Annotated in this window: 23 protein-coding genes; 11 read left to right on the plus strand and 12 right to left on the minus strand. The window is 73.0% G+C overall.

The window, feature by feature from the left end; all coding sequences use genetic code 11:
• Positions 1 to 57 precede the first annotated feature (57 nt).
• The 3 genes from AC4MBH_RS00160 (at position 58) to AC4MBH_RS00170 (ending at position 3,403) form a co-directional block, all read left to right on the plus strand.
• Complete coding sequence (locus tag AC4MBH_RS00160) at positions 58 to 936, plus strand: alpha/beta fold hydrolase (protein ID WP_491792300.1); 879 nt, start codon at positions 58 to 60, stop codon at positions 934 to 936.
• A 203-nt stretch (positions 937 to 1,139) separates the two neighbouring features.
• Entirely contained in the window at positions 1,140 to 2,009 is an 870-nt protein-coding gene (locus tag AC4MBH_RS00165) for an AAA family ATPase (protein ID WP_491792301.1), read from the plus strand.
• On the plus strand, positions 2,006 to 3,403 hold the full coding sequence (locus tag AC4MBH_RS00170) for a vWA domain-containing protein (protein ID WP_491792302.1): 1,398 nt from the start codon (positions 2,006 to 2,008) through the stop codon (positions 3,401 to 3,403). The genes AC4MBH_RS00165 and AC4MBH_RS00170 overlap by 4 nt, the downstream gene beginning before the upstream one ends.
• A 33-nt stretch (positions 3,404 to 3,436) precedes the next feature.
• Here AC4MBH_RS00170 and mltG read toward each other — a convergent pair whose 3' ends face one another.
• Genes mltG through AC4MBH_RS00185 form a run of 3 tightly spaced genes read right to left on the minus strand, consistent with a single transcriptional unit; the run spans position 3,437 to position 6,382 of the window.
• The gene (gene mltG, locus AC4MBH_RS00175) at positions 3,437 to 4,585 is read right to left on the minus strand and encodes an endolytic transglycosylase MltG (RefSeq protein ID WP_491792303.1); all 1,149 of its coding nucleotides are present in this window, start codon (positions 4,583 to 4,585) and stop codon (positions 3,437 to 3,439) included.
• Complete coding sequence (locus AC4MBH_RS00180) at positions 4,582 to 5,676, minus strand: sensor histidine kinase (RefSeq protein WP_491792304.1); 1,095 nt, start codon at positions 5,674 to 5,676, stop codon at positions 4,582 to 4,584. The genes mltG and AC4MBH_RS00180 overlap by 4 nt, the downstream gene beginning before the upstream one ends.
• Positions 5,677 to 5,686: 10 nt before the next feature.
• Entirely contained in the window at positions 5,687 to 6,382 is a 696-nt protein-coding gene (locus AC4MBH_RS00185; RefSeq protein WP_491792305.1) for a response regulator transcription factor, read from the minus strand.
• An 87-nt stretch (positions 6,383 to 6,469) separates the two neighbouring features.
• Between AC4MBH_RS00185 and AC4MBH_RS00190 the strand changes: the two genes are divergently transcribed.
• From AC4MBH_RS00190 to vanX, 3 genes are read left to right on the plus strand one after another with little or no spacing between them, the layout of a single operon-like run.
• Positions 6,470 to 7,504, plus strand: coding sequence for an NAD(P)-dependent oxidoreductase (locus AC4MBH_RS00190; RefSeq protein WP_491792306.1), 1,035 nt, complete (start codon positions 6,470 to 6,472; stop codon positions 7,502 to 7,504).
• A 1-nt stretch (position 7,505) separates the two neighbouring features.
• Complete coding sequence (gene vanA, locus AC4MBH_RS00195; RefSeq protein ID WP_491792307.1) at positions 7,506 to 8,546, plus strand: D-alanine--(R)-lactate ligase; 1,041 nt, start codon at positions 7,506 to 7,508, stop codon at positions 8,544 to 8,546.
• Positions 8,543 to 9,151, plus strand: coding sequence for a D-Ala-D-Ala dipeptidase VanX (gene vanX / locus AC4MBH_RS00200; RefSeq protein WP_491792308.1), 609 nt, complete (start codon positions 8,543 to 8,545; stop codon positions 9,149 to 9,151). Before vanA ends, vanX begins: the two co-directional genes overlap by 4 nt.
• Before the next feature lie 12 nt (positions 9,152 to 9,163).
• On the opposite strand, the gene AC4MBH_RS00205 is transcribed toward vanX, so the two are convergent.
• The 3 genes from AC4MBH_RS00205 to AC4MBH_RS00215 are packed head-to-tail and all read right to left on the minus strand — an operon-like array spanning position 9,164 to position 11,923.
• On the minus strand, positions 9,164 to 10,522 hold the full coding sequence (locus tag AC4MBH_RS00205; protein WP_491792309.1) for a hypothetical protein: 1,359 nt from the start codon (positions 10,520 to 10,522) through the stop codon (positions 9,164 to 9,166).
• Positions 10,519 to 11,439, minus strand: coding sequence for a hypothetical protein (locus tag AC4MBH_RS00210; RefSeq protein ID WP_491792310.1), 921 nt, complete (start codon positions 11,437 to 11,439; stop codon positions 10,519 to 10,521). Before AC4MBH_RS00210 ends, AC4MBH_RS00205 begins: the two co-directional genes overlap by 4 nt.
• A gap of 19 nt (positions 11,440 to 11,458) precedes the next feature.
• Entirely contained in the window at positions 11,459 to 11,923 is a 465-nt protein-coding gene (locus AC4MBH_RS00215) for a hypothetical protein (protein ID WP_491792311.1), read from the minus strand.
• Between the two features lie 105 nt (positions 11,924 to 12,028).
• Between AC4MBH_RS00215 and AC4MBH_RS00220 the strand changes: the two genes are divergently transcribed.
• Positions 12,029 to 13,342, plus strand: coding sequence for a YncE family protein (locus AC4MBH_RS00220; RefSeq protein WP_491792312.1), 1,314 nt, complete (start codon positions 12,029 to 12,031; stop codon positions 13,340 to 13,342).
• Between the two features lie 16 nt (positions 13,343 to 13,358).
• Here the strand turns inward: AC4MBH_RS00220 and AC4MBH_RS00225 are convergent, their stop codons facing one another.
• Positions 13,359 to 14,525, minus strand: coding sequence for an aminotransferase class I/II-fold pyridoxal phosphate-dependent enzyme (locus AC4MBH_RS00225; protein ID WP_491792313.1), 1,167 nt, complete (start codon positions 14,523 to 14,525; stop codon positions 13,359 to 13,361).
• An 81-nt stretch (positions 14,526 to 14,606) separates the two neighbouring features.
• Positions 14,607 to 16,073, minus strand: a complete 1,467-nt coding sequence (locus tag AC4MBH_RS00230) for an FAD-binding protein (RefSeq protein ID WP_491792314.1) — start codon at positions 16,071 to 16,073, stop codon at positions 14,607 to 14,609.
• Between the two features lie 72 nt (positions 16,074 to 16,145).
• On the opposite strand from AC4MBH_RS00230, the gene AC4MBH_RS00235 reads away from it, so the two are divergent.
• A complete protein-coding gene (locus tag AC4MBH_RS00235) occupies positions 16,146 to 16,622 on the plus strand; it encodes an NUDIX domain-containing protein (RefSeq protein WP_491792315.1) in 477 nt (158 codons plus the stop codon).
• Here the strand turns inward: AC4MBH_RS00235 and AC4MBH_RS00240 are convergent.
• The gene (locus AC4MBH_RS00240; protein ID WP_491792316.1) at positions 16,619 to 17,050 is read right to left on the minus strand and encodes an SRPBCC family protein; all 432 of its coding nucleotides are present in this window, start codon (positions 17,048 to 17,050) and stop codon (positions 16,619 to 16,621) included. The two genes, AC4MBH_RS00235 and AC4MBH_RS00240, sit on opposite strands and share 4 nt — an antisense overlap.
• A gap of 111 nt (positions 17,051 to 17,161) precedes the next feature.
• On the opposite strand from AC4MBH_RS00240, the gene AC4MBH_RS00245 reads away from it, so the two are divergent.
• Positions 17,162 to 18,655 (plus strand): potassium/proton antiporter, encoded by a 1,494-nt coding sequence (locus AC4MBH_RS00245; RefSeq protein ID WP_491792317.1) that lies wholly within the window; start codon positions 17,162 to 17,164, stop codon positions 18,653 to 18,655.
• Between the two features lie 12 nt (positions 18,656 to 18,667).
• Here AC4MBH_RS00245 and AC4MBH_RS00250 read toward each other — a convergent pair whose 3' ends face one another.
• Together AC4MBH_RS00250 and AC4MBH_RS00255 are read right to left on the minus strand one after the other, a co-directional pair.
• Positions 18,668 to 19,186 (minus strand): LytR C-terminal domain-containing protein, encoded by a 519-nt coding sequence (locus AC4MBH_RS00250; protein WP_491792318.1) that lies wholly within the window; start codon positions 19,184 to 19,186, stop codon positions 18,668 to 18,670.
• Positions 19,183 to 19,491 (minus strand): type II toxin-antitoxin system VapB family antitoxin, encoded by a 309-nt coding sequence (locus AC4MBH_RS00255; protein ID WP_491792319.1) that lies wholly within the window; start codon positions 19,489 to 19,491, stop codon positions 19,183 to 19,185. Before AC4MBH_RS00255 ends, AC4MBH_RS00250 begins: the two co-directional genes overlap by 4 nt.
• Positions 19,492 to 19,539: 48 nt before the next feature.
• Between AC4MBH_RS00255 and AC4MBH_RS00260 the strand changes: the two genes are divergently transcribed.
• A complete protein-coding gene (locus AC4MBH_RS00260; protein ID WP_491792320.1) occupies positions 19,540 to 21,132 on the plus strand; it encodes a helicase HerA-like domain-containing protein in 1,593 nt (530 codons plus the stop codon).
• A 9-nt stretch (positions 21,133 to 21,141) separates the two neighbouring features.
• Here AC4MBH_RS00260 and AC4MBH_RS00265 read toward each other — a convergent pair whose 3' ends face one another.
• Complete coding sequence (locus AC4MBH_RS00265) at positions 21,142 to 21,318, minus strand: hypothetical protein (RefSeq protein ID WP_491792321.1); 177 nt, start codon at positions 21,316 to 21,318, stop codon at positions 21,142 to 21,144.
• Positions 21,319 to 21,409: 91 nt separating this feature from the next.
• On the opposite strand from AC4MBH_RS00265, the gene AC4MBH_RS00270 reads away from it, so the two are divergent.
• Positions 21,410 to 21,874 (plus strand): nuclear transport factor 2 family protein, encoded by a 465-nt coding sequence (locus tag AC4MBH_RS00270; protein ID WP_491792322.1) that lies wholly within the window; start codon positions 21,410 to 21,412, stop codon positions 21,872 to 21,874.
• Positions 21,875 to 21,876 lie beyond the last annotated feature (2 nt).

Genomic DNA, 21,876 nt, shown 5'->3' on the forward strand with positions numbered 1-21,876 from the left:
CGGTTAGGTGTGGCATCGTGGTGCCTAACCACACCACGCCCCCTCGAGGAGTTAGACATGCCGATCCACCACCGCTACCGCGTCGTCGACGGGCACCGCCTCTACTACCGGGAGGCCGGCGACCCCGACTCGCCGACCCTCGTCCTCCTGCACGGCTACCCGACGAGCTCGTTCATGTTCCGCAACCTGATCCCGCTGCTCGCCGACGACTTCCACCTGGTCGCGCCCGACTTCCTCGGCTTCGGGTTCTCCGACGCTCCTGGTGTCGACGAGGTCGACTACGGCTTCGACCTGCTGGCCGACCTCACGGAGTCGCTGCTGGCCGACATCGGCGTCGACCGCTACGCCGTCTACGTGCAGGACTACGGCGCCCCCGTCGGCTGGCGCCTGGCCCTGCGCCGTCCCGAGGCGATCACCGCGATCGTCACCCAGAACGGCAACGCCTACGACGCCGGCTTCGTCGAGGACTTCTGGGCGCCGGTGCTGGCCTACCAGGACGTGCAGGACGCCGTCACCGAGGCGGCCATGCGGACGGCGCTCGACGTCGAGGCCATCCGCTGGCAGTACCTGCACGGCGTGGACGACCCGACCGTGGTCGACCCGGAGACCTGGGTGCACGACCACGCCCTCGTCTCGCGCCCCGGCAACGACCTCGTCCAGCTCGCCCTGTTCCGCGACTACGCCAGCAACGTGGCGATGTACCCCCGGGTCCACCAGTACTTCCGCGACAGCCAGGTGCCCCTCCTGGCTGTCTGGGGCGAGAACGACGAGATCTTCGGCCCCGACGGGGCCCGGGCTTTTGCCGCCGACCTCCCGGACGCCCGGATCGACCTGCTGCCCGGCGGGCACTTCCTCCTCGAGAGCGCCGTCGACGACGTCGCGGACCGCATCCGCACGTTCCTCGCCGAGCGCGTCGGGCGCGGACCGCGCGGCTGAGGACCGCGGTGCGTCCCCCACGGGCGACGGGCCGGCCGACCCCCCATGGACCGGCCGACCCGTCGGATCGTGGGTAGCTCGCCAGGCACCCGAGATGACCGTTCAACGAGGCCGGCTCCGCGAGGTCACGTCGGTATGACGCACGACACGGCGCCGTCCCCGGCGGTCCGGACGCCCCGCCGGCAGCCTGCGAGGATGCCGAGGTGTCCTCGACCTGGTTCGCCTCGCCCGCCGACGCCTCGACGCGCCTCCACGACGCCGGTTACCTCGCCGACCCGGCGACCGCCACGACGTCCTACCTCGCCGGCGCGCTCGAGAAGCCGCTCCTGGTCGAGGGGCCCGCGGGCGTCGGCAAGACCGAGCTGGCCAAGGCCGTGGCCCGGGCGACGGGCGCCGAGCTGGTGCGGCTGCAGTGCTACGAGGGCCTCGACGAGGCGCGGGCGCTGTACGAGTGGAACTACAAGAAGCAGCTGCTGCGCATCCAGGCCTCGGAGGGCCGGGAGTGGGACCAGACCCACGACGACATCTTCACCGAGGAGTTCCTGCTCACCCGCCCCCTGCTGACCGCGATCCGCCGCGAGGAGCCGACGGTGCTGCTCATCGACGAGGTCGACAAGACCGACATCGAGGTGGAGGGGCTGCTGCTGGAGGTGCTGTCGGACTTCCAGGTGACGATCCCCGAGCTCGGCACCATCAGCTCGACCCGGCGCCCGTACGTCGTGCTCACCAGCAACGCGAGCCGCGAGCTGTCGGAGGCCGTCAAGCGCCGCTGCCTCTACCTCCACCTCGGCTACCCCGACGCCGAGCGCGAGCGCGAGATCGTCGCCTCGCAGGTGCCCGGCCTCGACGACCGGGTCACCGCCCAGCTGGTGGCGACGATCGCCAGGCTGCGCGAGCTGGAGCTGAAGAAGGCACCCTCGATCGCCGAGTCGGTCGACTGGGCGCGCACCCTGGTGGCCCTCGAGATCGGCGACCTCGACGACGAGGCGATCTCGGCCACCCTCGGCGTCATCCTCAAGCACCGCTCCGACCACGACCGCGCGGTCAAGGAGCTCAAGCTGGACCGACGATGAGCCGGTCGGGCCTGGTCGACCGCCACATCGCCTTCCTCGAGGCGCTGCGCGGTGCCGGCCTGCCCGTCTCGCTGGCCGAGGACCTCGACGCCGTCGCCGCGCTCACCGCGCTCGACTGGACCGACCGCACCCAGGTCCGCGACGGGTACGCCGCCACGCTCGTCAAGCGGCAGGCCCAGCGCCCGACGTTCGAGGCGTTGTTCGACCTCTACTTCCCGCGCCTGGTCGGCGGGGGCGTGGCGGCGCTGGCCGATGAGACCGACGAGACCGACGCCGCCGACCCGTCGCCGGTCCGGGACAACGCCGCTGCGCTCCAGGACTTCCGCGAGCGGCTCGCCGAGGCGCTCGAGGCCGGCGACGAGCGGCTGCTCCAGCAGCTCGCGGCCGAGATGGTCGGCCGGTTCGGCGCGATGCCCGGCCGCGGTCCCGGCCTGTCGTCGTGGTCGGCGTACACGGCACTGCAGCGGGTGGCGCCGACCGAGCTCGTCGACCGCATCGTCTCGGCCCTGCTGGGATCCGGGCTCACCGAGGAGGAGGCCGAGCGCGGTGCCGGGCGCCGCATCGGCGCGTTCACCGGGCAGGTCGAGGCCGATGCCCGACGCAGGATCGCGGAGGAGAAGGGCGCCGAGCACGTCGCCAACGTCGCGCTGCGCCCGAGCATCGACCGGCTCGACTTCACCGCCGCCCGCCGAGCCGACCTGGAGGAGATGCGGCGCGAGATCTACCCGCTCGCCCGCCGGCTCGCGACCAGGCTGGCCAAGGAGCACCACGCGCGACGGCGCGGTCCGCTCGACTTCCGGCGCACCGTCCGCGCCTCGATGTCGACCGGCGGGGTGCCGCTGACCACCCACCACCGACCGAAGCGGCCCCACCGCACCGAGCTCGTCGTGCTCTGCGACGTCAGCGGGTCGGTCGCCAGCTTCGCGCAGTTCACGCTGTTGCTGGTCTTCGCCCTGCGCGACCAGTTCCAGAAGGTGCGGGCCTTCACGTTCGTCGACCACGTCCACGAGGTCACCCACCACTTCACGCCCGGCGCCGACGTCGTCGACGTGATGGCCGACCTGGCCGCCTCCACCGCCCACGCGGCGCTCTGGGGTCGCACCAACTACGGCCGGGCACTGACGAAGTTCGTCGAGGCGCACCCCGACGCCGTCGGCCCCAGGACGTCGCTGCTGGTGCTCGGCGACGCCCGGTCCAACTACAGCGACCTGCACGAGCAGGTGCTCCGCGACCTCGCCGGCACCGCCCGGCACGCCTGGTGGCTCAACCCCGAGCACCGCCGCCACTGGGGGACCGGTGACTCCGCCGCGGCGACGTACGGCGACATCGTGCCGATGGTCGAGTGCCGCAACCTCACCCAGCTCGCGGAGTTCGTGCACGACCTCGCGCGCTAGCCGGCCCCGCCGGGCACAGCGTGAGCAGTGCTCTCAGCAGCGGTCGGACTCCTGTGCGCAGTAGTCGCGCAGCTCCTGCTTGAACGACAGGAACTCGTCGTAGTCGTCGGTGAAGCGCGTCTCGCCCGTGCCCAGGTCGACGGTGACGTAGAAGAACCAGTCGCCCCGGGCGGGGCGGAGGGCGGCCTCGATGGCCTCGGTGCCCGGTGCCTCGATCGGCCCCGGGGGCAGGCCCCGGTGGGCGTAGGTGTTGTACGGCGAGTCGACCTCGAGGTCGTCGAGGGTGGGGACCGCCACCAACGAGCGGTCCAGGGCGTAGTTGACCGTCGCGTCGACCTGCAGGTAGCCGGCACTCGGGTTGGGCTCGACCTCGAGCCGGTTGTAGATGACGCGGGCGATCTTGGGCATGTCGTCGCCACGTCCCTCGGCCTGCACCAGGCTCGCCACCGTCATCAGCTCGGCGGGTGTGTAGCCGAGCCGGCGAGCGGCGACGTCGAGGTCGAGCGCGTCGGCGGCCTGCCGCCAGCGGTCCACCATCGCGGTGAGCATCTCCCGCGCGGTCGTGCCCGGCGGGAAGTCGTACGTCGCGGGGAACAGGTAGCCCTCGGCGTCGCCGTTCGCCTGGTCGGGCAGGCCGATCGCCCCGGGACGCCGCAGCGCCTGGCGGAACGCGGCGGGCGCGACCCCGGTGGCCGCGGCCAGGACCCCGACGATCTCGACGACCCGCAGGCCCTCGGGAACGGTGACCCTGCTGATCACGGCACCGGCCGGGTCGAGGAGCACCTCCAGGGCGTCCGCGGCGCGCATCCGCTCCGACAGCTCGTAGGTGCCGACCTGGATGCGCCGCGACCGCGGGTCGCTGCGAGCCGCCTCGACGAACGCCCCTGCCGAGGCGACGACGCCCTGCTCCTCGAGGTGCCGGCCGATCACCGCGGCGCTGTCGCCGGCCTGCACCTCGAAGACGACCGAGCCGCTGCCGGGACCCGGGTAGTCCTCGTCGTCCCCACCGACCATGCCGTCGAGACGGTCCTGGACGTACTCCACCACCGACCGGCGGTCGCCGACGCCCTCGAGCACGACGTACCAGCCGAGCAGCGCCACGACGGTCACCGCCAGGAGCGTCTTGAGGTGGTTGCGCGCCTCGCGCCGCCTCGGACGGGGGCCGGGCTCGTGCCCGCTCACGTGTCGTCACGAGGTGGGGTCGCCGGGAGCCGCACCGTGACGCACAGCCCCCCGCCCGGGCGCGGCGCGAGGTGGAGGTCGCCGTCGTGCGCCCGGGTGATGCTGCCGGCGATCGCCAGGCCGAGGCCGGCGCCGACGTGGTCGGCGTGCACGCGCTCGGTGCCGCGCCGGAACGGCTCGACGAGGGTGGCGACCAGCTCCTGCGAGAGCTCCTCGCCCGTGTTCTCGACGCTGAGCCGGGCACCGCCCGGGTAGGTCCCCGTCGTCACCCACACGCCGCCCGACCCGCCGCGGTTGTGGACGATCGCGTTGTGCACGAGGTTGGTGACCAGCTGCAGCAGCAGGGCCGGCGAGCCGATCGTCGACGACGCCTCGTCGTCGAGGTGGAGGGCGACCCCCCGCTTCTCGGCGAGCGGGAGGAGGGACTCCGCCGCCTCCTCCGTCACCAGGGACAGGTCGACCTGCTGCCGGTGGAACGACCGGGCCTCGGCGCGGCTGAGCAGGAGCAGGGCCTCGGTCAGCTCGATGGCGCGGGTGTTGACGGCCGACAACCGGTCGAGGACCTCGCCCATGTCGTTGGTGGGGTCCTTGCGGGCGACCTCGAGGAGCGTCTGCATCACGGCCAGGGGGGTGCGCAGCTCGTGGGAGGCGTTGGCGGCGAACCGCTGCTGCTCGCCCACGTGGGCCTCGAGCCGGCCGAGCATGCTGTCAAAGGTGTCGGCCAGCTCGCGGAACTCGTCGGTGCGCCCGGCCAGGGCGATGCGGTGCGAGAGCGAGCCGCTGGTCGCCATCCGTGCGGCGTCGGCGATCCGGTCGAGCGGCGCGAGCATCCGGCCGGCCAGGAGCCAGCCGCCCACGAGACCGATCAGCAGCACGAGGACCAGGACCGCTGCCGCCCTCGGGGCGAACACCTCGACGAGGTTGGACCGGATGGGGAAGACCTTCAGGACGTCACGGTCCGTGGCGTCCCTGAGGAAGGCGCGGTCGGGCACGTAGCGCAGGAGGAAGACCCAGACGGCGGCGAGCAGCAGGGTGCTGGCGACCACCAGGAAGCCCGCGTAGCTGAGCGTGAGCCGGAGGCGGGCGCTCATCCCGCGTGCTCTATCCACGGGCTCCTCCCGGGTGGCCGACGACGGCGCCGGTGTCGATCCGGTACCCGACGCCGGCGGTCGTGGCGATGATCTGCGGCTCGCCGAGACGCTTGCGCAGTGCGGAGACGGTGATCCGCACCGCGTTGGTGAAGGGATCGGCGTTCTCGTCCCACGCGCGCTCCAGCAGCTCCTCCGCGCTGACGACCCCGCCCTCGGCCGCGACGAGGACCTCGAGCACGGCGAACTGCTTGCGGGTCAGTGCCACGTAGCGGTCGTCGCGGTAGACCTCCCGGCGGAACGGGTCGAGCCGCAGGCCCGCGATCTCCCGCACGGGTGGCCGGTTGTGCGCGCGCCGGCGGTCGAGCGCCCGGAGCCGGAGCACCAGCTCGCGGAGCTCGAAGGGCTTGGTGAGGTAGTCGTCGACGCCCAGCCCGAACCCCGAGGCCTTGTCGTCGAGCCGGTCGGCGGCGGTGAGCATCAGGATCGGCATGCCGGACCCGGAGGCGACGATCCTGGTGACGATCTCGTCGCCCGAGGGACCCGGGATGTCGCGGTCCAGGACGGCGATGTCATAGGTGTGGACGCCCAGCAGCTCCAGGGCGGTGTCGCCGTCGCCGGCGATGTCGGCCGCGATCGCCTCGAGGCGCAGCCCGTCGCGGACGGCCTCGGCCAGGAAGGGCTCGTCCTCCACGATCAGCACCCGCATGGGACCAATGTAGGGAGACGCCACCTATCGCCGGCGTATCCAAAACCGCATACCCGCTGGCAACACCGACCTGTCTTGGCTGGGCGCATGACCCGAAGCGCACCGGCCAGAGCACCGTCCCGCACCCGAGGAGCCCGACCGTCCGTCCCGGCCGGGACGACGCACCGGCTCGCGATCTACGGGTGCGACCCGGACGAGGCCGACCTGTTCCGCCGCGTGGCGCCCGCCCACGGCGTGCTGCCGGTCCTCAGCGAGGCGCCGCTCTCCGAGAGCAACGTCGGCCTCGCCGTGGGCAGCCGGTGCATCAGCATCGGACACAAGACCCGCGTCACCAACGCCACGCTCGCCGCGCTCCGCCAGGCCGGCGTCGAGTACGTCTCGACCCGCAGCATCGGCTACAACCACGTCGACCTCGACCACGCCCGCAGCCTCGGCCTCACCGTGGGCAACGTCGAGTACTCCCCCGACAGCGTCGCCGACTTCACGCTGATGCTGATCCTGATGGCGGTGCGGAACATGAAGTCCGTCGTCCTCCGGTCCGAGGTCCACGACTACCGGCTCCACGAGTCGCGCGGTCGGGAGCTGCGCGACCTGGTCGTCGGCGTGGTCGGGACCGGTCGGATCGGGAGTGCCGTGATCGACCGGCTGCGGGGCTTCGGAGGTCGCGTGGTCGCCTTCGACACGGTGCCCGGGACGGCCGCCGAGCACGTGTCGCTGGAGGAGCTGCTGCGCGTCAGCGACGTCGTCACGCTGCACACGCCGCTGGACGGGGGGACCCACCACCTCCTCGACCGTCGTCGCATCGCCCGGATGAAGCCCGGCGCGTACGTCGTCAACACCGGACGCGGCGGACTCGTCGACACCGACGCCCTCTGCGCCGCGCTACGGCGGGGGGCGATCGGCGGCGCGGCGCTCGACGTCGTCGAGGGCGAGGAGGGCGTCTTCTACGCCGACCACCGCGCCACGCCGCCGCGGGACGGACCGCTGCTCGAGCTGCAGCGCCTCCCGCACGCGCTGCTCACGCCGCACACCGCGTTCTACACCGATCACGCCCTGCGTGACTCGGTCGAGAGATCCATCGTCAACTGCATGCGGTTCGAGAGCGAGACACGAGATGAGTGAGATGAGCAGGTTGAAGGTCGGCGTCGTGTTCGGCGGCTGCTCCGAGGAGCACCCGGTCTCGGTGAAGTCCGCGCGGGAGGTCGCCGCGCACCTGGACGCCACCAGGTACGAGGTGTTCTGGATCGGCATCACCAAGGCCGGCGAGTGGCGCCTCTGCGGCGGGCCGGCTGCGGACTGGGAGTCCGCGCCCGGTCGTCCGGTGGTGCTGTCGCCCGACCGGAGCACCCACGGCCTCGTCGTCCTGCACCCGGACCGCCACGAGGTCGTCCACCTCGACGTGGTGATCCCCGTCCTGCACGGGAGGTTCGGCGAGGACGGCGCGGTCCAGGGCCTCCTGGAGCTGTCCGGCATCCCCTACGTGGGGTGCGACGTCCAGAGCTCGGCGCTCTGCATGGACAAGTCGCTGGCCTACGTCGTCGCGGCGAGCGCCGGCATCGCCACCCCGCGCTGCACGACGGTCCCGCCGGACGGCGTCGTCGACCCGGGCTCGCTGACCTACCCCGTGTTCGTCAAGCCCGCACGGTCGGGCTCGTCCTTCGGCGTGAGCAAGGTGTCGCGGCCCGAGGACCTGGCAGACGCCGTCGCGCTCGCGCGGCAGTTCGACGCCAAGGTGCTCGTCGAGGGCGCCGTGGCCGGCCGCGAGGTGGGGTGCGCGGTCCTGGGCGAGCGCTTCGGCCTGGTGACGGGCGAGGTGGACCGGATCGCGCTCTCCCACGGGTTCTTCCGGATCCACCAGGAGGACGCGCCGGAGACCGGTTCGGAGAACTCCACCGCCATCGTCCCGGCCGACATCCCCGCCGAGACCCGCGCGGTCGTCCAGGACACCGCGAAGCGGATCTACCGGGCGCTGGGCTGCACCGGCCTGGCGCGCGTGGACATGTTCCTCACCGACGACGGGACGGTGGTGCTCAACGAGGTCAACACCATGCCCGGGCTGACGTCGTACAGCCGCTACCCGCGGATGATGGCGGCCGCCGGCGTCCCGCTCGGCGAGCTCCTCGACCGGCTGGTGTCGCTGACGATCGCGGGCAAGCACCGATGAACGCCGACTTCGTCTTCGTCGACGACCACGTGCCCGGCATCCGGTGGGACGGCAAGTACGCCACCTGGGACAACTTCACCGGCAAGCCGGTCGACGGCTACCACGCCAACCGCATCGTCGGCACCATGGCGCTGTGCCGGGCCCTGGAGCGGGCCCGGCGGGCGGCGGAGTCCCAGTCCCTCGGGCTGCTCGTCTGGGACGGCTACCGGCCGCAGCGCGCGGTGGACTGCTTCGTCCGCTGGTCGCGACAACCGGAGGACGGTCGCACCAAGACCCGCCACTACCCGAACCTCGACCGGCCCGAGATGTTCGCGCGCGGCTACGTGGCCGAGAAGTCGGGCCACACCCGCGGGAGCACCGTCGACCTGACGCTCTACCGCCTCGACTCCGCCGAGCTGGTCGACATGGGCGGCGACCACGACCTGATGGACCCGCTCTCGCACCACGGGGCCGGCGGGGTCCCGGCCGAGGCGGCGCGCAACCGGGCGCTCCTCCGCTCCCTCATGGAGGACGCCGGGTTCAGCGCCTACGAGCGCGAGTGGTGGCACTACACGCTCTGCGACGAGCCGTACCCGGACACCTACTTCGACTTCCCGGTGGTCTGACGGGCGGGACGGTCAGTCCGGGCCCGCGAGGTAGCCGAGCCCGACCAGCCGGTCGATCTCACGCCGCAGCGCCGGGTGGGAGGCCGAGTCGGCGGCCCGGCCGCCCTCGACGTAGCCCTCGCGGCCGCCGTCGTAGACGACCGTGACCCGGTTGTCGGTGCCGCCGGAGCCGATCAGCGAACCCAGGAGGGCGATGGGGTCGGACCGGTCCTCGAGCGAGAGCACGCGGGTCGGCGCCGGGATGCGGGGCACGTGCGCCGACGGCGCACCGGCCGTGACGACCTGGTCGACGACGAAGCGGGGGGAGCCCTCGTGGGCGGCGACCTCGGCGGCGGCGACACCGCCCTGGGCCGCGCCCACCAGGAGCACCCGGGCCCCCTCGTCGCCGGCGACGGCCTGCTCGATGGTGCGCACGACATGCTCGGCGTACGTCGACTGGTCACCGCCGACCAGGCGCAGCCGGCGGCCGTGACCGTTGGCGCCGGGCCCCGGGAGGTAGGCGACGTAGCGGCTGTCGGCCACCCGTCGTACGGAGACGCTCGCGGTCGTCCGCGACAGGGTGGTGAGCAGGTCGGTCAGGTTGCGCGGCGCCGCGTCGGCGGCGAGCGGGTCGGGCGCGCTGGGCACGGGGGCCTCGTCGACGAGCCCGCCGGCGACGTCGCGCAGCGCGGCGTCGAACCCGTCGCTGAACGGCGCCACCCCGATCGCCCGGAGCCCGCCCTGGCCGGCCAGGCGGCCCTGGTCGCCCGAGAGCACCCCGGCGGTGAGCAGGGACCGCATCCGCAGCCCGTCGAGCAGCCCGCCGCCACCGCTGGTGACGTGCTCCATCAGCTCGGGGTTGGACCCGGCGAGCTCGTCGAGGTAGGCCGCGACGCTGTCACGGTCGAGGGCGTCGGTCTCGATCAGCCCGGCCGAGACGATCGCGCCGCCGAGCGCCACCTCGGGCGCGAGGTAGCCGATCGCGCGGCCGGCGATCGAGCCGAGCGTCTTGTACGCCGCCGCCTGCAGCTCGTCGATCCAGCGGTAGGTGAGCACGGTGGCGCGCAGCACCAGTGCGTCGGCGTCGAGCTCGATCGAGCGGGTGAGCAGGCCGTGCTTGCCGGTGGTGGCCGCGCGGACGTCGTCCTCGGCCTCGGCGTAGGTGGCCGGCGAGAGCGGCTGGGACTCGGTGAACGCGGGGTCGGCGACCACGTCGGCGCCGAGGCCGGCCCGTCGGCGCATCTCCTCGCCCGAGTCGTCGAAGAGCGCCGCGAGCCGCATCATCCGGTCGTACTTGTCGGCGAGGTCGGCCGCCTCCGCCTCGGTGGCCGGCGTACGACGCTCCTCGGCGGCGGCCGCGGCGACCACCGACTCCTGGTCGGGTCGGGTCACGACGACACCTCCGCGAGCACCGGCGCCAGGTCGGCGGGGAGGTCGCCGGGCTCGACGGTCCGCAGCTCGACCCGCGCCGCCCCGCGCTCGTGGTGGGGCCGCATCGCCCGCCACCCGTCGGCCACCAGCACCCACGACCGCACCCCGACCACGGTGGCCGGGGCTCGCGAGACGTCGGCCACCAGCACGCGCAGCCGCCCCTGCGCCTCGGCGCTGATCGCCTGCAGCAGCCCGGGGATCTCGGCGGCGAAGACCGGACGTCCGTCGCCGTCGAGCACGGAGCCGGCGTGCTGCGCGGCGAGCGCGGCCAGCAGGTCGGTGCGGCCGCCGGTCTCGACGGCGGCGTCGGCGAGCTCGTAGGGCAGGTCGACGAGGGCCGGCACCCGGGACTCGCGGAGCGTGAGGTCCTCGGGCAGCACGCCGACGCGGGCGAGCTCGGCCGGCCACGCCGACGTCGGGAACCACGACAGCTCGAAGACGATGCCGTCGCTGGTGGCCAGGGTGGCCACCGCGTCGCCGTCGGCCCGGTGCCAGGCCTTGACCCGGACGCCGTCGACCGCGACGTCGATCTCCACGGCGTACGACGGCGTCGCGAGCAGACCCACGGCGCCGGCCAGGCCGTCGTCGAGGGTCCCGTCGACGAGCAGGCCCCGGCGGGTCAGGGCGGTGACCGGGTCGTGGAGGGAGGCCAGCGCGGCGAGGTAGGCCTGGTCCTCGGTGGTGCCGCGGCTCGCTCCGAGCCGGCTCTCGAGCGCCGACGACCCGCCCGGCGCGGTGACGTCGAACGGCAGGGGGGCGCCGCCGGCGCGCTCGGCGACGAGCGTGAGCTCGGGAAGGGTGAGCGCCACCCGGCGGGGGAGTGCGTCGAGCAGCGAGGTCGGCGGGGGAGTCGGCGTGCTCAGGTCGATGGTGGTCACGGTGCCCTCCTCGTCGTGGTCACGTCAGCCCGGGCAGCTCGACGCGGAGCCAGTCACGGTGGCCGGTGGGCGGGGGCTCGAAGGCACCCAGCACGACGTCGTCGGGGTCGGGCTCGATCATCGCAGCGCCCGGGTCGGCCGACCGGGCCGCCTCGTTGCGGCGCTCGGCGTCGGCCGTGCGGGTGCGGGCCTCGGCGACGAGGTCGGCGGCGCGCCGCTCGACGTCGGCGATCTGCTCCTGCAGGTGCTCGACCTCCTGCAGGTGCCGGTCGAGCGAGTCGGCTGCCGTCTCGTGCTGGGCCGCGGCGCGGCGCAGGTGCATGGCGCGCTCGGTGACCCGGACCCGCATCGAGTCGGCCGCGCGACCGCTCCACCCGATGGCCTCGGTCTGCGCGACCAGCCGGTCGGCGAGGCTGCGGACGTCGACGGCCTGCTCGCGCAGCTCGTCGACGCGGCGCCGCAGCACGTCGGGCTCGCCGTACATGTGAAGTCCTCCCGGAATCGGTCCGATCCAGGTGTGGCCTTCCCACTTGTGCAGACGCGAAACCCCGCAGCGGGCAAGATGGGTCCGTCACGAAGGAGTGTGGACATGGGGTTCGTACGTCGTCTCGTCACGCTGGGCCTGTCCGGCGTCCTGGTCGCGGGCGCCGGCCTGCTGAGCGCACCGGCCGCGCAGGCCGAGGATCCCGGTGCCCCGCCGGTGCGCCGGGTCGTCCTCGTCGGCGACAACTGGGAGGGCACGGCGACGCTGCTCGACCCCCGCACCTTCCGCCGGCTCGGGTCGATCGACGTGGTCCCCGACTACGAGCAGCGGATGCGGGAGATCGCCACCAACCCCTACCGGCTGGCCTACTTCCTGGCGATCCGCGCGCTGATCGGCGAGGGCAACGACCAGTTCGTCGACGACATGTACTCGTCCAACGACGGCAAGCTGGTCGTCATCTCGCGGCCGTCGTTCGCCGACGTCGTCGCGATCAGCCTGCGCACCGAGAAGATCGTGTGGCGCTTCCCGGTCGCCGGCGTCCGCTCCGACCACATGGCCGTCTCGCCCGACGGGCGCCGGGTCGTCGTCAGCGCCTCGACCGGCAACGTCGTCCACGTGCTGCGGATCAGGGACGGCAAGCAGGTGGGCCGCTTCGCCTCGGGCGGCTCGCCGCACGAGAGCACCTTCATCGACGGCGGCAAGCGCATCCTGCACGCCAGTATCGGCACGGTCTACAGCCCGCTCGACGAGCCCGGCATCCCCGACCCGCTCGAGGGCGATCGCGTGCTGCAGGTCGTCAACGCCAAGACGTTCGAGGTGGAGCGGCGCTACGACCTGCGCAAGGCACTCGACGCGCGCGGGATGGACGACGTCAGCATCTCGGTGCGGCCGATGACGATCTCGCCCGGCGAGGAGAAGTTCTACCTGCAGCTGTCGTTCTTCCACGGGTTCGTCGAGCTCGACCGGCGGACGGGCCGGATCACCCGCGTGAAGCGGCTGCCCAACCTGGTCCCGCGCACGCCCCGTCCGCTCTACCTGCTCGACTCCGCCCACCACGGGATCGCGATGAACCCGAAGGGCACCCGGATCTGCGTCGCCGGCACCATGAGCGACTACGCCACCATGGTCGTGCCGGGTCGCCGGTGGGGGCACACCCGGCTCCTCAAGGGCGGGCTCAAGCCCTACTGGGTCACCCCGAGCTGGGACGGCCGGTACTGCTACGTCTCGTGGAGCGGCTCCGACACCGTCTCGCGGATCTCCTACAAGACCGCCCGGATCGTCTCGACGACCCGCGTCGGCGACCACCCGCAGCGGGTGCGCAACGGGTTCGTGCAGCGCTCCTACCTGCGCGGCATCGGCTTCGCCGACTCCTCCGCGCCCCGTCGTACGACGGACCCGACGGCGTGGGAGCGCCCCTGACGCTGGTCGACCAGCGCTACGGCCTCAGCACCGGGGTGAGCCGCTCGAGCGCCTCCTCGATGACGGCGCCGGGGCCGGCGAAGGAGAAGCGCACGAACCGGCCGCCGTCGACGGTGTCGAAGTCGACGCCGGTGGCCAGGGCGACGCCGGTGCGGGCCAGCACCTCGTGGGCGAAGCCCATCGAGTCGGTGGTCAGGTGGCCGACGTCGGCGTAGGCGTAGAACGCGCCGTCGGCGGGCGCGAGGCCGGTCACGCCGAGGCGGGCCAGGCCGTCGAGCAGCAGCCGCCGGTTGCCGGCGTAGCGGCGGACGTGGCCGTCGAGCTCGGCGTAGGCGTCGTCGCTGAACGCCGCCAGGCAGGCGCGCTGGGCGAGCACCGGCGGGCAGATCGTGAAGTTGCCGGCGAGGACGTCGACCGCGCGGCGCAGCCGCTCGGGCACCAGCATCCAGCCGATCCGCCAGCCGGTCATCGAGAAGTACTTGGAGAACGAGCAGAACACGACGGCCTCGCGGCTGGTCTCCCAGGCGCTGCGCGCCAGGCGCGGCTCGGCGTACTCGATGCCGTGGTAGATCTCGTCGCTGATCAGCTGGACGCCGGCGTCGTCGCAGTGGCGGGCCAGCGCGGCCAGCTCGCTCGGCAGCAGCATGGTGCCGGTCGGGTTGGCGGGGCTGGCCAGCACGAGCCCCCGCAGGTCGGGGATCGCCGCGACCTGGTCGACGGTCGGCTGGAAGCGGGTCTCGGGGCCGGTCGGGATCTCGACGACCTCGCAGCCGAGCGCCGCGAGCACGTTGCGGTAGCACGGGTAGCCGGGGCGCGCGATCGCCACCCGGTCGCCGACCTCGAACGCCGCCAGGAACGCCAGCAGGAACCCGCCGCTGCTGCCGGTGGTCACCACCACCTCGTCGGGGTCGACCTCGACGCCGTGGGCGCGGCGGTGGTGCCCGGCGATCGCCTCGCGGAGCTCGCGGATGCCGGTGGCCGGCGTGTAGCCGAGCGGGTCGCCGCTCTGCAGCAGCCGGACCGCCTCGTCGTTGACGGCCCTCGGCGCGCCCGTGCTCGGCTGCCCGGCCAGCAGGTCGAGCAGGTCGTCGTGCGTGCGCCGGCGCTCGGCGCCCGCCGCCAGCAGGTCCATCACGTGGAACGGCGGCACGTTGGCGCGCTGGGCGGCCTGGAGGCGGTTCACCCAGGCGAGGTTAGTCACCGGCCGTGGTCTCGAGACGGTTGCTAGCGCAACCTCCTCGACCAGCGGTGGTCGAGGAGGCGGTCAGGCCGGTCTGCGCGCGGCCGCGGCCTTCCCGGCCCGCCGGCCGAAGAACGACCCCTCGCCCAGCTGGGTGCCCGAGCAGTAGCCCTTGCCGTCCTGGGCGAGGTTGGAGGCGCAGGCGCCGGCGGCGTACAGGCCGGGGACGGTGGAGCCGTCGGGGCGCTGCACCGCGCCGTCGACGCTGACCCGCAGGCCGCCGAGGGTGAAGCCGGCGTAGATCGCGGTGCCGAGGGTGAGGTCGAAGACCGCCCACGGCCCGGTGGCCTGGGGCGCCAGCCACTCCGGGCCCTTGTGGAAGTCGACGTCGTCGCCGGCGGCGGCGAGCTCGTTGTAGCGCTCGAGCGACTTCTGCACCGATCCCGCCGGCAGGTCGAGCGCGGTCTCGAGCTCCTCGATCGTCTCGTAGCCGTCGATCAGCGGCACCAGCGGGAACTTCGGGTACTCCACGTGCTCGCTGTCGACCACCAGGTAGGCCGCGTGGTCCGGCTGCTCCATCACGTGCTGGGAGGTGCGTGAGTGGTAGCCGTCCTCGTTGCAGAACCGCTCGCCCCGCTTGTTGACCAGGAACCCGAACATCAGCGTGGACGGCGGGTAGAACGGCGCGGTGATGAAGGGCTCGTCCATGTGCTTGAGCTCGGCGCCGACGGAGGCACCGAGGCGGATGCCGAGGCCGTCGTCGTACGTCGAGCCGAGGGTGAAGGGCTTCTCGGCCAGGGCCGGGGTGTGCTCGGCGACCATGTCGGGGTTCATCACGAACCCGCCGGCGGCGATCACCACGGCGGGGGCGAGGACGAAGCCGGTCTCGTCGAAGGAGCGCCACGCCAGCCCGGTCACCTCGCCGGCGTCGGAGACGACGAGGTTGGTCGCGCCGGTCTCGTAGCGGACCTCGACGCCGGCCTCGACGATCCGGTCGCGCAGCAGGTCCATCACCATCCTGGTGCCCTCGGTGTCGCCCGGCACCGGCACCTTGTGGCCGCGCGGCGCGGGCGTGGCCAGCTCCTTGAACGGCCACACCTTCTCGTTGCCGGTGAACATCAGCCCCTCGGTGCCGGGCTGGATGACCGCCTTCTCGGGGTAGTAGGACCGCTCGAACTCGAAGCCGAGCGACTCCAGCCAGTCGAAGTGCTCGACCGAGTCCTCGCAGTAGGCCCGGATCTTGTCGTGCTCGGGCTCCTTGGCGGCCGCGACGAGGTAGTCGTACATCGCCTCGACGGAGTCGTCGTGCCCGGTCGCCCGCTGCACCGCGGTGCCGGCACCGAGGTAGAAGTGGCCGCCCGACATCGACGAGGTGCCGCCGTGCACGGCCGCGCGCTCGAGGAGCAGCACCCGCGCGCCGGCCCGGGCCGCCTCGAGCGCGGCGCAGCCGCCGGCGATCCCGAACCCGACGACGACCACGTCATACGACGGCGCGTCGGCCGGGACCGAGGTGGCCGGGACGGTCTCGGGGATGACGGTGCCGGTGCTCACGCGGCAAATCTAGAACATGTTCCAGTTCTTGGCGACCGGCGGGGCGTGCCGGGGATGTCCTAGGTTCGGGCGGTGCACTACACCGACTACGACACCCGGGTCGCGGCGTACGCCGTGCTCCTCGACGACCGCGACCGGATCCTGCTCACCTGGTACAACGGCGAGGGCCACGCGACACCCGCGTGGAGCCTGCCCGGGGGCGGCGTCGACTACGGCGAGACCGTGGTCGAGGGGCTCGTGCGGGAGGTCCGCGAGGAGGCCGGGTACGACGTGCAGGTGGGGGCGCCCCTGCTCGTCGACACCTTCCACGGGGCGGCGTCGCGGGTCAGCGGCCGCCCGTTCCGCGCCGTCCGGATCCTCTTCGACGCCACGGTCGTGGGCGGCGAGCTCGGCACCACCGAGGTCGGCGGCTCCACCGACTTCGCGCAGTGGGTGCCACTGGCCGAGGTGGCCGACCAGCCGAGCCGCTCCGCGGTGGTCGACCTGGCGCTCGCGGCCGTGCGCGAGCGGCAGGGCCTGCCGTCCCCGTCCGGTCCCTCGAGCACCTAGAGCTCGTCGAGCACCGTCCCCATCTGCACCGCGGCGTCGTCGGCGATCCGGTTGAGGGCCCGCGTGAACAGCGGGGTGGCCACGACGGCCGGGCCGCGCAACCGGTAGTCGACCGTGTAGCGCACCCGGACCTCGTCGCCGAGCGGCTGCAGGTCGATGGTGTCGACGAACTGCACGCGGCCGGCGTCGCCGCGCAGCTGCAGCCGGTGCGGCGGGGTGTGCTCGACCACGGTGTAGGTGATCGGCACCTCCCGACCGCGGACGCTCGAGACGTTCTTGTAGACCGTGCCGACGCCGCCGTCGCCCTCGACGCGGCGGGTCCGCTGGGTCGGCGGGTCCCACTGCTCGGTGGTCGTGAAGTCGGACAGGAAGCTCCACACGAACTCCAGCGGGCGGGACGTGTAGATGCTGCGTACGAGCTGAGGCATGCCGCCCGGTACCCCGGGACCCCCGACCCGTCCGGGTGATACGCACGGGGCGGGCCGGCGGACGCCGGCCGGTAGACTCAGATCCCGCCACCCCGACACCCCCGAGGTGACATGAGCTTCGACGTCCACCAGCTCGACACGTTCGTGCTGGTGGGCTCCGCGGTCACCCTCGCGGCCATCCTCGCGGTGCGGCTCTCCAGCCGTGCGGGCCTGCCGAGCCTGCTGATCTACCTGCTGATGGGCGTCGTCCTCGGCGAGGCCGGCCTGGGCATCCAGTTCGAGAACGCCGAGGTGGCCCACGCGCTCGGCTTCGGGGCGCTCGCGATCATCCTGGCCGAGGGCGGACTGACGACCAGCTGGCGCGAGGCGAGACCGTCGTTCCGGCTGGGCCTGTCGCTGGCGACCCTCGGGGTGGCCGTCTCGGTCGCCATCGTGGCGGTCGGCGCGCACTACCTCCTCGGGCTGCCGTGGGAGCTGGCGGTGCTGCTCGGCGCCGTCTGCTCGCCCACCGACGCCGCGGCCGTGTTCTCGGTGCTCCGCGTCGTCCCCCTCCCGCAGCGGCTGGTGGGCTCGCTGGAGGCCGAGTCGGGGCTCAACGACGCCCCGACCGTCGTGCTGGTGACCCTGATCTCGACCGGCGCGGTCGCCGAGCACGGGGTGCTCGGGATGAGCGGCATCATCGTCCTCGAGCTGGCGCTCGGGGTGGCGATGGGGCTCGGCGTCGGGTTCGGCGGGGCCTGGATGATGCGGCGGGTCGCGCTGCCGTCGTCGGGCCTCTACCCGCTGGCCGTCATCTGCCTGGCCTTCCTGGCCTACGGCGCCTCGGTCTACCTGCACGGCAGCGGGTTCGCAGCGGTGTACGTCGCCGCGCTGGTGCTGGGCAACTCCGACCTGCCCCACCGCGGCACCACCCGCTCGTTCGCCGAGGGCATCGCGTGGCTGGCGCAGATCGGGCTGTTCGTGATGCTCGGGCTGCTGCTCTCGCCGGGACGGATCAGCCTCGGGACGGTCGGCACCGCCGTGGCCGCCGGGCTACTGCTCACCCTCGTCGCGCGACCGGTGTCGGTGGCGGTGAGCAGCGTCGTCAGACCGATGCCGTGGCGCGAGCTGTCGTTCCTGTCGTGGGCCGGCCTGCGCGGTGCCGTCCCGATCGTGCTCACCACGATCCCCCTCAGCGAGGGGGTCGACGACGCCGAGCGACTCTTCGACATCGTCTTCGTGATGGTCATCGTCTACACCGTGATCACCGCTCCGTTGCTGCCGCTGGTCGCCCGGCTGCTGCGGGTGACGCGCCGCTCCGAGCCCCGCGACCTCGACCTCGAGGCGGCGCCGCTCGACCGGGTGCAGGCCGACCTCCTGCAGATCACGATCAGTCCCGTCTCGCGCCTGCACGGCGTCGAGGTGGGCGAGCTGCGGCTCCCCCAGGGCGCGTCGGTGTCGCTGGTGATCCGCGACGGCGAGACGCTGGTGCCCGAACGCCGTACGGTGCTGCGCCACGGCGACGACCTGCTCGTCGTCACCCCGCGCCGGATGCGCGAGCGCACCGAGGAGCGACTGCGCCAGGTCAGCGCGAGGGGCCGGCTGGCCCAGTGGCTGACCGACTGAGCCGCGGGACGCTCAGCTGAGCGCCGGGGGACCGCAGACGGTGGCGTCGTCGGTGACCTTGAGCTGCGCGCGGCCGGCACGCACGCCGGGGAACTCGTCGCCGACGACGACCGTGATGCCCGCGAAGCCGGCCTCGGAACTGACCACCTCGACCTGGCCGCCGAGGTAGGTGCGCAGGAGGCGTACGGCGGGCGACCGCCCGCCGGCCACCCGGATCTGGGCCGTCGTCACCTTCTCGTCGCGCTGGTTGGCCACCTCGCCCGGGTCGAAGCCCCGGTCGACGAGGGCGTCGCGGGTCTTGCGGGCCTGCCCGTTGGTCCCGCCGGCGTTGACCACGCTGACGGTCACGCCCCCGGGCCGGAGGATGTCGCCCTGGGTCACCGCGCTCTCGACGCAGATCGGGGGGTCGGCACGCTCCGGGAACGGCTCGGTGACCGAGGCCAGGCCGCGCGCGACGGCGAAGCCGAGCAGGAGCACCAGGACGACGAGCGTCGCCGCGGTGCGCACGTGGCCGAGCGAGCGAGTGGTCACCGTGCCACCTCCGGGTCGAGGCGGTGGACCCGCGCGTGCAGCACGTTGCGCTGGTGCAGGGCGGCGCGGAGCGCGCGGTGCAGGCCGTCCTCGAGGTAGAGCTCGCCGCGCCAGACGACGACGTGCGCGAAGAGGTCACCGTAGAAGGTGGAGTCCTCGTCGAGCAGGGCCGCGAGCTGCAGGGTGTCCTTGGTCGTGACCAGCTCGTCGAGACGCACCTGCCGCGGGGGCACGGAGGCCCAGGCGGCGGAGCTGAGTCCGTGGGGAGGGTAGGGACGCCCCTCACCGACGCGCTTGAAGATCACGTCGGGAGTGTAAACGCGCGCCCGCGGCCCACCCCTATCCTCCTGAGCATGACCGGCACCCCCGACGCGGCAGCGCCCACCGAGCAGAGCCCCCTGGAGGCGGCCGTCGCGGCGGGCTACGCCTTCGCCGGCCCGGCGCTCGAGCTCGGCAGCCTGATGCTCGACGCCGAGACGCTCAGCCCGGTGCCGGTGCGTATCCCGCTGGCGATGCTCAACCGGCACGGCCTGGTCGCCGGCGCCACCGGGACCGGCAAGACCAAGACGCTGCAGCTGCTCGCCGAGCAGCTGAGCACGGCCGGCGTCCCCGTCTTCGCCGCCGACATCAAGGGCGACCTGTCCGGTCTCGCGACGCCCGGCGAGGGCGGCGAGAAGGTCGCGGCACGAGCCGCCTCGGTCGGGCAGACGTGGACGGCGACCGGGTTCCCCGTCGAGTACTACGCCCTGGGCGGCGAGGGTGCGGGCGTGCCGCTGCGGGTGACGATGTCGGCGTTCGGTCCCGTCCTGCTGAGCAAGGTCCTCGGGCTCAACGAGACCCAGGAGTCGAGCCTCGGCCTGGTGTTCCACTACGCCGACGGGGCCGGCCTGCCGCTGCTCGACCTCGCCGACCTGCGGGCGGTCGTCACCCACCTCACCAGTGACGAGGGCAAGCCCGAGCTCAAGGCGCTCGGGGGCCTGTCCTCGGCCACCGCCGGCGTCATCCTGCGCGAGCTGATCGGACTGGCCGACCAGGGCGCCGACGCGTTCTTCGGCGAGCCGGAGTTCGAGTCGGCCGACCTGCTGCGGACGACCGACGACGGGCGGGGGGTGATCTCGCTGGTCGAGCTGCCGAACCTGCAGGACCGGCCGGCGATCTTCTCGACGTTCCTGATGTGGCTGCTGGCCGACCTGTTCCACGACCTGCCCGAGGTCGGCGACGTCGACAAGCCCAGGCTGGTCTTCTTCTTCGACGAGGCGCACCTGCTGTTCGACGACGCCTCCGAGGCGTTCCTCGACCAGATCGCCCAGACGGTGCGGTTGATCCGGTCCAAGGGGGTCGGGGTGTTCTTCGTGACCCAGCGCCCCACCGACGTGCCCGACGAGGTGCTCGCCCAGCTCGGCTCGCGCGTCCAGCACCAGCTGCGTGCCCACACCCCCAACGACGCCAAGGCGTTGCGGGCGACCGTCGACACCTACCCGAGTGGCGGCTACGACGACCTCGGCGCGGTGCTCACGTCGCTCGGCATCGGCGAGGCGGTGGTCACGGTGATGGACGAGCGCGGCGCCCCCACGCCGGTGGCGTGGACTCGGCTGCGTGCCCCCGAGTCGCTGATGGGTCCCAGCGACCCGGCCGCGGTCGCCGCCACCGTGGCGGCCAGCCCGCGGCAGGCGACGTACGGCCAGGCGGTCGACCGCGACAGCGCCCGCGAGCGGCTCGCCGCCCGGCTCGAGGCCGGCGCGGCCAAGGCGGCCGACGAGGCGGCCGACGAGGCGGCCGAGAAGAAGGTGCCGGCGCCGAGGAGGCCCAGGGCCAAGGCGAAGCCGGCGCCGCGGGAGGACCCCGGCATGGTGCACGACATCGTGACGTCGACGGCCTTCAAGGACGTGATGCGCACCGCCGCCCGCGAGATCGTGCGCGGGATGTTCAAGACCGGGCGGCGGTAGCCCCTCGGGTCACGCCGTCCAGCGCACGCTCTCGTCGACGAAGTCGGCCAGGGGGTGGACGCCGCGGAGGTCGGTGCGCTCGTCCATGAGCTTGACGACGCTCTGGGAGTGGCGGGTCTTCAGGGCAGCACGGGCGGCGCGACGCTGATCGAGCGTCTGGGCCTCCTGCATCTCTTTCTCGGTCATGGGGAGAGCCTCCGGCAGCAACTCTTCCGGGAGGTTGACCCCGGGTTACATCCGCGTCTCACCCTGGGGTGATCCCGCTTACATTGCTCCGGTGACCTCCCTCGACGACCTCATCGCGACCCACGACATCAGCCAGCTGAAGTACCGCTACCTGCGTTCCCTCGACACCAAGGACTGGACGTCGTTCGCCGACTGCTTCGTGCCGGAGGCCACCGGTGACTACAACGGCCTGGCCTTCGCCGACCGGGCCGCGCTGGTCGACTACATGCGCCAGAACCTCGGCGAGGGGATGCTGACCCTGCACCAGGTGCACCACCCCGAGATCACCGTCGACGGCGACACCGCCGTCGGGCGCTGGTACCTCCAGGACCGCGTCGTCGTGGAGGCCTTCAGGTTCATGCTCGAGGGGGCGTCGTTCTACGAGGACCGCTACGTCCGTACGCCGCAGGGCTGGCGGGTCAGCCACACCGGCTACCGGCGCACCCACGAGCTCCACCACCACCTCGACGACCTGCCGCACCTCAAGGTCACCGGTCCCGGCGAGCACCTGCACTGAGC

It is taken from the genome of Nocardioides sp. WJ219 (genome assembly GCF_058559815.1).